General features: G+C 71.7%; 13 protein-coding genes. All 13 read right to left on the bottom strand.

The features are described 5' to 3' along the window. Positions 1-36: 36 nt before the first annotated feature. On the bottom strand, positions 37-477 hold the full coding sequence (locus ACZ4EF_RS01920) for a rhodanese-like domain-containing protein (RefSeq protein ID WP_467502265.1): 441 nt from the start codon (positions 475-477) through the stop codon (positions 37-39). After that, complete coding sequence (locus tag ACZ4EF_RS01915; RefSeq protein ID WP_467502263.1) at positions 474-1,001, bottom strand: cupin domain-containing protein; 528 nt, start codon at positions 999-1,001, stop codon at positions 474-476. The genes ACZ4EF_RS01920 and ACZ4EF_RS01915 overlap by 4 nt, the downstream gene beginning before the upstream one ends. Positions 1,002-1,458: 457 nt before the next feature. Beyond that, a complete protein-coding gene (locus tag ACZ4EF_RS01910; RefSeq protein WP_355337301.1) occupies positions 1,459-1,953 on the bottom strand; it encodes a DUF3180 domain-containing protein in 495 nt (164 codons plus the stop codon). Positions 1,954-2,059: 106 nt separating this feature from the next. Further along, positions 2,060-2,683: a 2-amino-4-hydroxy-6-hydroxymethyldihydropteridine diphosphokinase gene (folK, locus tag ACZ4EF_RS01905; protein ID WP_355337298.1), complete on the bottom strand. Its 624-nt coding sequence runs from the start codon at positions 2,681-2,683 to the stop codon at positions 2,060-2,062. Further along, positions 2,680-3,039 carry a dihydroneopterin aldolase gene (gene folB / locus ACZ4EF_RS01900; protein WP_355337295.1) on the bottom strand — a complete coding sequence of 120 codons (360 nt, stop codon included), beginning with the start codon at positions 3,037-3,039 and terminating at the stop codon, positions 2,680-2,682. The genes folK and folB overlap by 4 nt, the downstream gene beginning before the upstream one ends. 136 nt (positions 3,040-3,175) lie before the next feature. Next, on the bottom strand, positions 3,176-3,709 hold the full coding sequence (locus ACZ4EF_RS01895) for a nuclear transport factor 2 family protein (RefSeq protein WP_355337292.1): 534 nt from the start codon (positions 3,707-3,709) through the stop codon (positions 3,176-3,178). Further along, on the bottom strand, positions 3,706-4,575 hold the full coding sequence (folP, locus tag ACZ4EF_RS01890) for a dihydropteroate synthase (RefSeq protein ID WP_355337289.1): 870 nt from the start codon (positions 4,573-4,575) through the stop codon (positions 3,706-3,708). Before folP ends, ACZ4EF_RS01895 begins: the two co-directional genes overlap by 4 nt. A 23-nt stretch (positions 4,576-4,598) precedes the next feature. After that, positions 4,599-6,443, bottom strand: coding sequence for a phosphatidylglycerol lysyltransferase domain-containing protein (locus ACZ4EF_RS01885; protein WP_391162505.1), 1,845 nt, complete (start codon positions 6,441-6,443; stop codon positions 4,599-4,601). A 222-nt stretch (positions 6,444-6,665) separates the two neighbouring features. Beyond that, the gene (folE, locus tag ACZ4EF_RS01880; RefSeq protein WP_188283469.1) at positions 6,666-7,274 is read right to left on the bottom strand and encodes a GTP cyclohydrolase I FolE; all 609 of its coding nucleotides are present in this window, start codon (positions 7,272-7,274) and stop codon (positions 6,666-6,668) included. A gap of 145 nt (positions 7,275-7,419) precedes the next feature. Next, the gene (ftsH, locus tag ACZ4EF_RS01875; protein ID WP_355337283.1) at positions 7,420-9,471 is read right to left on the bottom strand and encodes an ATP-dependent zinc metalloprotease FtsH; all 2,052 of its coding nucleotides are present in this window, start codon (positions 9,469-9,471) and stop codon (positions 7,420-7,422) included. 258 nt (positions 9,472-9,729) lie between these two features. Continuing rightward, complete coding sequence (hpt, locus tag ACZ4EF_RS01870) at positions 9,730-10,284, bottom strand: hypoxanthine phosphoribosyltransferase (RefSeq protein WP_355337280.1); 555 nt, start codon at positions 10,282-10,284, stop codon at positions 9,730-9,732. A 54-nt stretch (positions 10,285-10,338) separates the two neighbouring features. Beyond that, entirely contained in the window at positions 10,339-11,334 is a 996-nt protein-coding gene (gene tilS / locus ACZ4EF_RS01865) for a tRNA lysidine(34) synthetase TilS (protein ID WP_355337277.1), read from the bottom strand. A gap of 173 nt (positions 11,335-11,507) precedes the next feature. Further along, positions 11,508-12,677 carry a zinc-dependent metalloprotease gene (locus ACZ4EF_RS01860; protein WP_355337274.1) on the bottom strand — a complete coding sequence of 390 codons (1,170 nt, stop codon included), beginning with the start codon at positions 12,675-12,677 and terminating at the stop codon, positions 11,508-11,510. Between the last annotated feature and the right edge of the window lie 207 nt (positions 12,678-12,884).

The following is a 12,884-nucleotide window of genomic DNA, read 5'->3' as shown; positions in this document are numbered from 1 at the left end:
TCAGAGTCGCGATCGGTAGCGGGATCAGTAGCGGGATCAGAAAGCGCCTTCGGCCTGTGCCGCGATGTGCGCGGTGGGGACCGTCGGGGTGCCGTCCGGCGCGGTGACCGGCAGGCCCGCCGCGCGCCACGCCTGGAAACCGCCGTCCAGGTCGGTGGCCGCGCGCAGTCCGAGGTCCTGGAGGGAGGCGGCGGCGAGCGAGGACGCGTACCCCTCGTTGCAGATCACGACGACGGTCAGGCCGGGGCCCGTCGCCTGCGGGAGGCGGTGGGTGCCCTCGGGGTCCAGCCGCCATTCGAGTTCGTTGCGCTCGACGATGACGGCGCCGGGGATCGTGCCGTCGCGGTCGCGCAGCGCGCCGTAGCGGATGTCGACCAGCAGGGCGCCGTCGCGTTCCGCGGCGCGGACGGCGGCCTCGGGGCCCAGCCGGTCCAGCCGGGCTCGTACGGCCGCCAGGCGCGCGTCGAGCGCGGTCACCACTCCTCCGGGCGCTCGACCAGCTCCAGGCGCAGCGTGCTGCCCTTGCGGCTGTAGCGGCGGATCAGCGGCAGCGGCGGGTAGTAGGCGTGCACCGAGACGGCGTGCGAGGACGGGGAGCTGTTGGTGACCTGGTGGACGTGGTTGCGGCCGAAGGCGCGGCCGACGCCTTCCGGCAGCACGCGCCTGCGGTCCAGGCCCTCGGCCAGTTCCAGGGAGCGCCAGCCCTCGGAGGGCAGCGGCACGGACAGCGACTGCTCGGTCAGCTCACCGGCGGCGGTGACGAAGACGCCGTACGAGCCGCCGTGGTCGTGCCAGCCGGTCTCGGCGCCGGGCGGCCAGCCGATCAGCCACGCCTCCGCGCCGCCGGGGCCCTCCAGCCGTACCCAGGTGCGGCCTTCGGGGTCGAGCGGCAGATCGCCGACGACGGCGGGGTCGGCGGCCACCTTGCGGGCGAAGTCGAGGAGATCGGCAGCGGTGGGCGCGACGGGAGCGGTCGAGGGCGCGGTGGAGACAGTGGACACGGCGGAGGCGGAAGCGGCGGCGGGTTCGGACGAGGGAGCAGCGGAATTCAAGGGACACCACCCGGGGATACGCCGCGTCGGCGGGCAGCGGGGGCGTGCGTACGAGAGATCCCTTGAGAATGAAGCGTGCCGGGTTCGTACGAAAATCAGGCCGGGGCTGCGGCTACGACGCGAAAGATGAACGAAGGACGTCGGAGGCGCGCGTCAGCGCGCGGTCGTACAGATGCAGCCCGCGTACCGGACGAGGTCCAGGTGGACCTTCCGGTGCAGATGCCATCCGGGTTCGCTCACGTAGCGGACTGAACCACGCCACCCGCCCACCGGTCAAGCCGGACGTCCGAGTGGTGGCGTCGGCCCCGCAACGGCGGGGACCACGGGTGTCGGATACGTCTCAGGATGCGGGATACGTACCCGGGGGCGGGAGGTGCGGCCGGGACACGGGCACCTCGGGCGCGGGTCAGCGGCGGTGCGGGGTCGTGCCGTGCGGCACCGTGTCGTCGTCCTCGGGGAGGCGGCAGACCCGCTCCAGGAAGATCGCGGCGGCGATCACCGCGATCCCGGCGACGACGGCCAGGCCCGCGTAGATGGCCTGCTGGCGGCGCGGGTCCATGTCGAGGTCGTACATCACCAGGTAGAGCCCGGTGCCCGCGTACATGCCGACGACGAGGGCCGCGACGAGGGCGCTGGCCTGGCCGAAGACGACCGCGCGGGCGGCGGCCAGCGGGTCGACGCCCTTGGCGCCCGGGTGCCGTTCGCGCTGCGCCTTGAGCCGGGCGCGCAGCGACAGCGCGGTGGCCAGGAGCGCGACGGCGATCAGCGCGAGCACGATCGGCGCGGCGACCGGCACGCCCGGCAGCGTCCCGACGTGGTCCCACAGCCGCGCGGCGGCCCATGAGAGCACGCCCGCCACCGCGAAGAGCCCCGCCAGCGTCCTGATCCGCAGCGTCCTCACCGAGTGCCCGCCTCCACTTTCTGTGCAGTGCGCCGTCCGCGCGCCTGTGTGCGCTCGTCCGCCCGCGCCCGCCCGTGGCGGATGCGCGGTACGCAGGTCCCAACGATTATTCGGGCAGCCGGAGTTCCACGTCCGTGCGCCGTCGCACCCCCGCGGAGCCGACCGCCCCGATCAGTTCCGCGACCGGGCCGTGCCCCGGCAGTTCGGCCGCCGGGTCCACGTCGTACCACGGCACGAGCACGAAGGCACGCTCGTGGGCGCGCGGGTGCGGAAGTGTCAGCGCCGGGTCGTCGGAGGCCACGTCCTGGTACGCGATGATGTCGACGTCGATGGTGCGCGGCCCCCAGCGCTCGGTGCGCACCCGCAGGAACGCCTCCTCGATGGCCTGGGCGCGCTCCAGCAGCGACTCGGGCGGCAGCGTGGTGCGCACCAGCGCCACCGCGTTGAAGTACGTGGCCTGGGAGCCCTCGGGAACGCCCCAGGGCTCGGTCTCGTACACGTGCGAGACGGCCTTGACCCGGACGCCGGGGGTGTCCTCCAGCGCGTCGACCGCGCCTTGCAGGGTCTCCAGCCGGTTGCCGAGGTTGCCGCCGAGGGCGATCACCGCGGTCTTGGGGTTGTTCAGGGTGAAGTCCGCCGCGTCGACCTGCGCGACCACGGAGGCCGGTACGGGCTGCACGGTCGGGTCGAACGCGGGCTTGTGGGCGTGCTCCCGACGGGGGGAGTTCACGGGCGCCTCCGGGTGATGGTCACGGTCACGTCGTCGAAGGGCACGGTGATCGGCGCGTCCGGTTTGTGCACGGTCACCTCGACCTCTTGCACGACGTCGTGCGCCAGGCACGTGTCGGCGATGCGCTGGGCGAGGGTTTCGATGAGGTCGACCGGTTCGCCGGAGACGACGGCCGTGACCTCTTCGGCGACCACACCGTAATGCACGGTTCTGGTGAGGTCGTCATCGGCCGCCGCGGGGGCCGTGTCGAGGCCCAGCACGAGGTCCACGACGAAGACCTGGCCGTCCTCGCGCTCGTGCTCGAACACACCGTGGTGGCCCAGGGCCTTCAGGCCCCGCAGCGTGACACGATCCACGAACTCTCTCCCGCCGGTCGGTCGGACGGCCGCCGTCCGGGGTGTCCCGGCCGGCGGCGGACGGGGCGGTCCGCCCCGTCGTCTGCTCCGAATCTACCGTCGGTCACCGACAGAGCCGGTCACGGGCGGCCCGCGGTCACGCTCCCGCCGTCCCGTCGAAGCCCTCGTCGTCCAGCAGATCGTCGCCGGGACCGCCGGATCCGCCGGGGCCCTCGCCGTCCTCGTCGTCCTCGTCGTCGTCCTCCGCCAGCACCGGCGAGCCGTGGTGGACCCACATCCGCCAGCCGTCGGCGGTGCGGCGGAAGACGTTGGTGGCCACCACCAGGCCGCCGACGAGCGAGCCCGCGGAGCCGTCCTCCTCGGCGGGGCCGCCGGTCAGGATGTTCTCGGTGCAGGTGACCACCGCGCTGTCGCCGTCGACGGCGACCTCCACGTCGGTCAGGAAGAACTGGATGTAATCCGTGTTGGCCATGATCAGCGCGTACGACCGCATGACCTCGCGGCGTCCGCGCAGCACCGGCCAGCCGGGGTGCACGACGGCCACCGACTCGGCCAGCGGCCCGTCCAGGACCACCGACTCCAGCGCGTCCAGGTCCGAGGTCTCCACGGCGTCGTAGAACGCCTGGTTGGCCCGCTCGACGGCGCGGGCCTCCGCGGTGCGCGGCGTCATGCGCGGACCCCCCCGATCTCGATGGCGCGGGCGACGCGGACGGCGTCGGCGCTGGCGTGCACCTCGTGGACGCGGACCGCCCAGGCGCCCTCGCGGGCGGCGATGGCGGTGACGGCCGCGGTGGCCGCGTCGCGTTCCCTGGCGGGCGGCGGTTCGCCGTTGTCACCGGCCAGGATGCGGCCGAGGAACCGCTTGCGGGAGGCGGCGACCAGCAGCGGACGGCCCAGTTCGCGCAGCGCGCTCAGGTGGGCCAGCAGCGTCAGGTCGTGGTCCGCGGTCTTCGCGAAGCCCAGGCCCGGGTCGAGGATCACCAGGCCGGGGTCGATGCCGCCGGCCACCGCCCGGTCCAGGCCCGCGCGCAGTTCGGTGACGACCTCGCCGAGCACGTCGGCGTAGACGGCCCGGTTGTTCATGTCGATGCTCTGGCCGCGCCAGTGCATGACGACGAACGGCACCCCGGCGGCGGCGACCGCGGGGACCATCGCGGGGTCGGCGAGGCCGCCGCTCACGTCGTTGACCAGCCGGGCGCCCGCGGCGACCGCCTGCTCGGCGACCGAGCCGCGCATCGTGTCGACGCTGACCAGCACCCCGGCCGCGGCCAGCTCCCGCACCACCGGCACGACCCGGCGCAACTCCTCCGCCTCGTCGACCCGCTTGGCGCCGGGCCGGGTGGACTCGCCGCCCACGTCCACCATGTCGGCGCCCTGCGCCACGAGATCGAGGCCGTGCTTGACGGCCAGCTCCGGGTCGAACCACCGCCCGCCGTCGGAGAACGAGTCGGGCGTGACGTTCACCACGCCCATGACCGCGCAGCGGTCCCACTCCGGCAGTCCGACGGGCCTGACGCGGCCCAGCAACGTACTCATGCGCCCAGCGTAGGGGCTACGCCCTACGCCACCGCACTCCGCTCGGTCGCGTCCACCGACGTCGCGTAGCCGGGCTTGTGCCGGTGCGGGGGGCGGGTGGCGCGCCCGGGCAGGAAACGCTGGACGGCGTCGGGCAGCGGAAGGGACAGCGTGACGAAGCCCTCGGCCTGCATGATGGCGAAGCCGATCCTGGGCAGGTCACGGGAGTTGGGGAAGACCAGGAAGCGCGGCACCCACTCGGGCTGGAACTTCGCGTTGAACTTGTACAGCGACTCGATCTGGAACCAGCGGGACAGGAACACCAGCAGACCGCGCCAGCCGCGCAGCACCGGGCCCGCGCCGATCCGTTCGCCGCGGGCCAGCGCGGAGCGGAACATCGCGAAGTTCAGCGACACGCGGGCGATCCCGAGGGCGGGCGCCTCCTGGAGCGCGGCGACGATCAGCAGTTCGTTCAGGCCGGGGTCGGCGGCCCGGTCGCGGCGCATCAGCTCCAGGGACATGCCGTCCGCGCCCCAGGGCACGAAGTGCAGCACGGCCCGCAGGTCGCCCAGTTCGGGGTGCGGGGCGCCGGGCTCGCGGTCCTTGTGCGCGGTGACGACCACGCAGTCCCCGTCCAGCTCCTCGCCGAAGCGGCCGAGCGCCATGGAGAAGCCGCGCTCGGTGTCGGTGCCGCGCCAGGCGTCCGCGGCCAGCCGTACGCGGTGCTTCTCGTCCTCGCTGAGGTCCCGCACCCGGCGTACCCGGCACACGTATCCGGACCGCTCGATGCGCTTGACCATCTGGCGGACATTGCGCATGGCGCGGCCCTGGAGGGTGAAGGCGGAGGTGGTGACGATCGCCTCGTCGCCCAGCTCCAGGGCGTCCAGGCCGGTCTCGCGGGTCCACACCTCGCCGCCGGTCTCGCTGCACCCGACGACGGCGGGCAGCCAGGCGTGCGCGCGGGCCAGCTCCATGTACTGCTCGATGGCGCCGGGCCACGCCTCGACGTCGCCGATCGGGTCGCCGCTGGCGAGCATGACGCCGGACACCACGCGGTAGCAGACGGCGGCCTTGCCGCTGGGCGAGAAGACCACGGACTTGTCGCGGCGCAGCGCGAAGTGGCCGAGCGAGTCGCGGGCGCCGTGCCGGGCCAGCAGGGCGCGCAGCCGGTCCTCGTCGGCCTCGCTCAGCTCGGCGACCGGGCGTCCGGGGCGCAGCGCGAGGAAGGCGGTGGAGATCGCGATGAGCAGGCCGAGGCCGCCCAGCGAGTAGCCGACCAGGTCGTTGACCCGGTCGCTGGTGTACGTGACGGGTCCCTCGAAGCCGAACAGGCCGAGCAGGACGTGCTCGCAGCGGTCGAGGAAGCCGGGGTTGCCGCGCTCGGAGGACGGGTGGGCGCTGGTGATGACCAGGCCGAGGGAGAAGGCGACGGTGCTGAGGCCGACGAAGTTCAGCAGGGCCCGCCAGCGGGTGCGCGGGTCGGACAGCGCGGTGAACTCGTCGCGGTAGGAGATCAGCACCCACAGCAGGCCGAGCGAGACCAGGGCCCCGAAGATCGAGTGCCGGTAGACGAGCTGGGTGGCCGCGCCGACCGGCAGCAGCACGACGGCCGCCCACCAGGCGCGGACCTTCCCGCGCTTGAGCGCATGCGCGAGCATCAGCAGCAGGACGCCGGTGACGACCGCGGTGGCGGCGGCGAGCGAGCTGACGGTGCCGGGGAAGACCGCGGCCATGTGGTGCATCCGGCCGTTGCGGAAGGCCGGGAAGACCGCGGAGACCACGTCCAGCAGCCCGATGACCGCGGCGGCGCTGCCGATGATCCCCGGGACGGCGGAGGGTCGCAGCCGCCAGCGGCGCGAACGCGGGGCACAGGCACGGTCAGCGGACATGCTTCACCAGGGTCCAGTACGAGCGAGTGAGTGGCGCCCAGTAGGACGCGAAACCCTGTCTGTGGGTTCCTTCGCGGGCAACGCAACTGTGACAGCTACGGCGCGTCTACGTAACGGCTACGGCGGCCCCGTACCGCACCGTGCCTACCGGGGGCCGCCAGGCCCGTGCCCGAGCAGGCCCGCGCTCAGAGGCAGCCCGTGCCCGGTCAGCCGCGTGCCCGGTCAGCCGCGCCCGAGGATCAGGCTCATCGCCTCCGCGCGGGTCGCGGGGTCGCGGAGCTGGCCGCGTACGGCGGAGGTGATGGTCTTGGCGCCCTGCTTGCGGACCCCGCGCATCGTCATGCACATGTGCTCGCACTCGATGACCACGATCACCCCGCGCGGTTCCAGGATGCGCATCAGGGCGTCGGCGACCTGCGTGGTCAGCCGCTCCTGCACCTGCGGGCGGCGGGCGTACACGTCGACCAGCCGGGCCAGCTTGGACAGGCCGGTGATCTTGCCGCTGACGGCCGGGATGTAGCCGACGTGCGCGACGCCGACGAACGGCACCAGGTGGTGCTCGCAGGACGACATCACCTCGATGTCCTTCACCAGCACCATCTCGTCGTGCCCGAGGTCGAAGGTGGTGGTCAGCACGTCCTCCGGCGTCTGCCAGAGCCCGGCGAATATCTCCTTGTACGCGCGCGCCACCCGCGCCGGGGTCTCCCGCAGGCCCTCCCGGTCGGGGTCCTCGCCGACCGCGTACAGCAGCTCGCGCACCGCGGCCTCGGCCCGCTTCTCGTCGAACTCGCCGATCGAACCCTCGCCGTCGATCGTCACGGGGTCGGTCATGATGCCTCGTTCCTCCGAAGTTCGGCGAAGTGGGAAAGCTGGCCCAAAAACGGCAATGGCCCCAAGGTTAAAACCCTGGGGCCACTGCCTGCATTCCGGGTCCGGCCCGGACTGCCTGTTCTCGTGCCTGACCGGCTCGCGCCGGTCAGCTCTCCGGCGTGCCGTCCTCGGGACGGTCGACCGGCTCCGCGACGGGCTTGGTCGTGCTGACCGAACCCGTCGTGATGCCGTTGGCCGGCTGCGAGCCGTTGGTCAGTGCCAGCTCCTTGGGAGAGAGCACCGGCGGGCGGGTGGACGGCGTACGACGGGCGGAGCCCGTCCAGGCCGGACGCGGGGGACGCCTGACGATCGGAGCGAAGATCTCGGCGATCTGCTCCTTGTTCAGGGTCTCCTTCTCCAGCAGGTTCAGAACGAGGTTGTCCAGGACGTCCCGGTTCTCGACCAGGATTTCCCACGCCTCGTTGTGCGCCGTCTCGATGAGCTTCTTGACTTCCTCGTCCACCAGCCCGGCGACCTCTTCCGAGTAGTCGCGCTGGTGACCCATCTCACGGCCGAGGAACGGCTCCGAGTCGCTGGAACCGAACTTGATCGCGCCCAGCCGCTCGGTCATGCCGTACTGCGTGACCATGGCACGGGCGGTCGCGGTGGCCTTCTCGATGTCGTTCGACGCGCCGGTGGTCGGGTCGTGGAAGACCAGTTCCTCCGCCGCCCGGCCGCCCATCATGTAGGCGAGCTGGTCGAGCATCTCGTTGCGCGTCGTGGAGTACTTGTCCTCGTCGGGCAGCACCATCGTGTAGCCCAGCGCGCGGCCGCGGGACAGGATCGTCACCTTGTGGACCGGGTCGGAGTTCGGCGAGGCCGCCGCGACCAGGGCGTGTCCGCCCTCGTGGTACGCGGTGATCTTCTTCTCCTTGTCCGACATGATCCGGGTGCGCTTCTGCGGACCGGCCACGACGCGGTCGATCGCCTCGTCCAGCGTGGCGTTGTCGATGACCTTCTTGTTGCTGCGCGCGGTCAGCAGCGCCGCCTCGTTGAGCACATTGCTCAGGTCGGCGCCGGTGAAGCCGGGGGTGCGGCGGGCGACGGCCATGAGGTCGACGTCCGGTGCGACCGGCTTGCCCTTCTGGTGCACGCTGAGGATCTCCACGCGCCCCTGGAGGTCCGGCGGGTCGACCGCGATCTGCCGGTCGAAACGGCCGGGACGCAGCAGCGCCGGGTCCAGGATGTCGGGCCGGTTCGTGGCGGCGATGAGGATCACGCCGCCCTTCACGTCGAAGCCGTCCATCTCGACCAGGAGCTGGTTGAGGGTCTGCTCGCGCTCGTCGTGACCGCCGCCCAGACCCGCACCGCGGTGCCGGCCGACGGCGTCGATCTCGTCGACGAAGACGATGGCCGGGGCGTTCGCCTTGGCCTGCTCGAACAGGTCGCGGACGCGGCTGGCGCCGACACCCACGAACATCTCGACGAAGTCGGAGCCGGAGATCGAGTAGAACGGCACGCCCGCCTCACCCGCGACAGCGCGGGCCAGCAGGGTCTTGCCGGTACCCGGACGGCCGTACAGCAGCACGCCCTTGGGGATCTTGGCGCCGACGGCCTGGAACTTCGCGGGCTCCTGGAGGAATTCCTTGATCTCCTGGAGCTCCTCCACCGCCTCGTCGCAGCCGGCCACGTCGGAGAACGTCGTCTTCGGCGTGTCCTTGGTGATCAGCTTCGCCTTGGACTTGCCGAACTGCATGACGCGCGAGCCGCCGCCCTGCATCTGGTTCATCAGGAACAGGAAGACCACGACGATGAGGACGAACGGGAGCAGCGACAGCAGAATGCCGACGAAAGCGTTCTGCTTCGACGGCGAGACGGTGTAACCGTCGGGAAGGGTGGTCCCCTTCACCTTGCCGTCGACGATGTTCTGCAGCTCCGCGGCGATGGCCGAGCCCTGGTTGCCGATGTAGCTGGCGCGGACCTTGGAGCTGCCCTCGACCTTGGATCCGTCCCTGAGCTGGATCTTGATGGAGTTGTCGTCGCCTGTCGTCAGCTCGGCGGACTTGGCCTGGTTTGATTCGATCGCATGTAGAACCTCGCCGGTATCCACCGTCTTGTAGCCGCCGCCGGACCCGACGACCTGCATCAACACGACCACGGCGAGGACAGCCAGCACGATCCACATGACTGGCCCACGGAAATAGCGCTTCACGTCCATCCATGCGGGGCGAAGTCGCCCCGTCCCTCCTGCCACAGTGAGGCACCGCCGCCTGCTGGCCGCGCGTGCATGCCGGTGTATGACCCGACCTTCGGACGGTACCCCAGCATTGTCACCCGAGGTTGCCGCCGACCGTTAACAATCCCGCCTTCCCCTGCTCCAACGGCGGGAAACCGACTGGGGTTCCCGGGGCCGAACGGGGTGTGGCCGACGTCATGACTGTGCCGCGCCGGACCGTCGGCGGCGGGCCGACGGGAGTCAGCCACCGTATACGTGCGGGGCGAGTGTGCCCACGAACGGGAGATTGCGGTACTTCTCCGCATAGTCCAGGCCGTATCCGACCACGAACTCGTTGGGGATGTCGAACCCGGTGTACTTCACGTCGAGCTGGACCTTGGCCGCCTCGGGCTTGCGCAGCAGCGTGCAGACCTCCAGGGAGGCGGGGCCGCGCGAGCCCAGGTTGCTGATCAGCCAGGACAGCGTCAGCCCGGAGTCGATGATGTCCTCGACGATCAGGACGTCACGGCCCGCGATGTCGGTGTCCAGGTCCTTGAGGATGCGCACCACACCCGAGGACTTGGTGCCGGCGCCGTAGGAGGACACCGCCATCCAGTCCATCGTCACGTTGCTCGACAGCGCCCGTGCGAGGTCCGCCATCACCATCACGGCGCCCTTGAGGACACCGACGATCAGCAGGTCCTTGCCCGCGTAGTCCCGGTCGATCTGCGCGGCGAGCTCGCTGAGCTTCGCGTCGATCTCTGGCTTGGAGATGAGCACTTTCTCAAGATCGGCGCCCATGTCGTTCTCGTTCACTGCGCGGTATGTCCCTCAAGTAGTCGGCTCCCGGGTCGCTGGGCGACGGCAGCTCTACGACGGCGAGAACACCAGTCTGCCATTGGCCCTGAGAACGGCGACGCCGCCCGGCAGGTTGAGGGCTTTCTGTCCGTGCCAGCCGGTGACCAGCCGGTCGACCTCCTCGATGTGCCGGGCGAAGAGGAAGCCGGGGGGCGAGCCGGCGGCGATGGCGGCGCGGCGCAGGACGCGGCGGCGTACGGCGGCGGGCAGGCCGTGCAGCCGCAGCGCGTCCAGGCTGCCGTCGTCGCCCGCCGCGTCGGCCTCGGCGTCCGCGGCCCACTGGTCCAGCGCGTCGGCGTCGTCCCTGGAGAGCTGCGCGGTGCGGGCCAGCGCCTCGACGACGCCTTTGCCGAGGGACTTCTCCAGGACGGGCAGGGCTTCGTGTCTGACACGGGAGCGGGTGTACGCGGGGTCGTGGTTGTGCGGGTCCTCCCACACGGTGATGCCCTGGGCGAGACAGCCCTTGCGTACGGTGTCGCGGTCCAGCAGCAGGAAGGGCCGCCGGTACCGGCCGCCGGTACCGGAGACCGCGGCCATTCCGGCCAGCGAGCGGGTGCCGGAGCCGCGGGCGAGGCCCAGGAGCACCGTTTCTGCCTGGTCGTCACGTGTGTGGCCGAGCAGGACGGCGGCGGCGCCGTGCGATTCGGCGGCGGAGTCGAGCGCCGCGTACCGGGCGTCTCTGGCGGCGGCTTCGGGACCGCCCTGGCGGCCGACGGTGACGCCGATCGCGTCGACCGGGTCGAGGCCGAGGCCGCGCAGCCGCCCGGCGACCTCTTGGGCGCGGCCGGCGGAGCCCGCCTGGAGGCCGTGGTCGACGGTGACGGCTCCGGCGCGCACGCCGAGCCGGGGTGCTTCGAAAGCGAGGGCGGCGGCCAGCGCCATGGAGTCGGCTCCGCCGCTGCACGCGGCGAGCACCAACGGGTGCGGGTCGGTGGACGCGGTGAGGACGTCGTGCAGGACGCGGCGGACCGCCAGGCGTATCGCCGCGACCGTGGGGTGGGGTCCCATGTCCGGTTTCCCTCCTGAGGAGGCTATGAGGAAAGCGCCGAAGTGACGCAGGGTATCCAGATGGTGACAGAAGCTCGGGGCTTACCCGAGCATCGCACGCGCTACCCTGCGCCTACGGTCCCTCGGACGGGTGAACCCGAGGGCGGACACGGCCTTCATGAGCGGTTACGCCCTCACGATTCGCTACGGCTGTGCACCCGCGCGACCCACTCGGCGGGTTTGGCGATCTCCGCCTTGGTGGGCAGCGTGTTGGGCGAGGTCCACACCCGGTTGAAGCCGTCCATGCCGACCTCGTCGACGACCGCCCGGACGAAGCGCTCGCCGTCGCGGTACTGGCGGAGCTTGGCGTCCAGGCCGAGGAGCTTGCGCAGCGCCTGGTCCAGGCGGCCCGCGCCGCTGGCCCTGCGCTGGCTGAACTTCTCCCGGATCTCGGCGACGGTCGCCACGACCTCGGGTCCCACGCCGTCCATCACGAAGTCCGCGTGGCCTTCGAGCAGCGACATCACGGCGGTCAGCCGGGCCAGGATCTCCCGCTGGGAGGGGGTCTGCACCAGGTCGACCAGGCTGCGGTCCTCGTCGCGGTCCTTGTCGGCGTCTTCTTCCTTGCCGCCGCCGGAGCCGGTGAAGGACTGCACGGCCTCCCTGACCCGCTCGATCACCGTCGAGGCGTCCAGTTCGGTCTCGCCGAGGAACGCCTGGATCTCGCCCTCGATGTGGTCGCGCAGCCACGGCACCGCGGAGAACTGGGTGCGGTGCGTCTCCTCGTGCAGGCACACCCACAGGCGGAAGTCGTGCGGGTCGACGTCCAGCTCGCGCTCGACGTGCACGATGTTCGGCGCGACCAGCAGCAGCCGTCCGGCGCGGGATTCGCCGGGGCCCGGCTTGACCGGTCCCGCGGGCATGTCGCGGCTCGGCGGCGCGAAGGTCTCGTACTGGCCGAGCACCCGCGAGGACAGGAAGCTCAGCAGCATGCCGACCTCGACGCCGGTCACCTTGCCGCCGACCGTGCCGAGCACGACTCCGCCGGGGCCGCCGGGGCGGCGCGCCTGCATCTTTCCGAGCAGGGGCTTCATCACCTCCCGGAACCCGGCCACGTTGGCCTTCACCCAGCCCGCCCGGTCCACGATGAGCACCGGGGTGCCGTGCGGTGGCACCTCCGCGTCCCCGTACATCCGGGTGAACTCCCTGACGTGCGCCTCCGACTCCTGCGCGTGCGCCCGCAGCTCCGCCACGATGGCCCGAGCCTCGTCCCGGCTCACCTCAGGCCCCGGCCGCGTCAACCGCTGCGCGGTCGCCACGGCGAGGTTCCAGTCGACCATCTCGCTTCCACCGATGCTCGTCATGCCTTCACGGTACGTTGCCGCTCCCCCTTTGGGCTCCCCCACCAACAGGTTCCCCCTCCGGCCGCCCCCCGAAATACGGCTTCAGCCCCTCCGGCTAACGCCGCCTCAAACGCCGGCGGGGCTGTTTCCCCCACCCACCCGCCCTTCCCCCTGCCGGGGGGGCACCCCACCCGGAGACGTCGTTCAAGGCCAAAGCCAGCGCCTGGC

The sequence above is a fragment of the Streptomyces sp. NPDC025721 genome (genome assembly GCF_055558595.1).
Note: the sequence above shows the minus strand (reverse complement) of the source record. Positions and strands in the feature narration are given on the sequence as shown.

Bases quoted from the DNA above. Each gene is read 5' to 3' on its own strand.
- ACZ4EF_RS01895 (WP_355337292.1), bottom strand. From the start codon at position 3,709: ATGACGCCGCGCACCGCGGAGGCCCGCGCCGTCGAGCGGGCCAACCAG.
- folP (WP_355337289.1), bottom strand. From the start codon at position 4,575: ATGAGTACGTTGCTGGGCCGCGTCAGGCCCGTCGGACTGCCGGAGTGG.
- ACZ4EF_RS01885 (WP_391162505.1), bottom strand. From the start codon at position 6,443: ATGTCCGCTGACCGTGCCTGTGCCCCGCGTTCGCGCCGCTGGCGGCTG.
- folE (WP_188283469.1), bottom strand. From the start codon at position 7,274: ATGACCGACCCCGTGACGATCGACGGCGAGGGTTCGATCGGCGAGTTC.
- ftsH (WP_355337283.1), bottom strand. From the start codon at position 9,471: ATGGACGTGAAGCGCTATTTCCGTGGGCCAGTCATGTGGATCGTGCTG.
- tilS (WP_355337277.1), bottom strand. From the start codon at position 11,334: ATGGGACCCCACCCCACGGTCGCGGCGATACGCCTGGCGGTCCGCCGC.
- ACZ4EF_RS01860 (WP_355337274.1), bottom strand. From the start codon at position 12,677: ATGACGAGCATCGGTGGAAGCGAGATGGTCGACTGGAACCTCGCCGTG.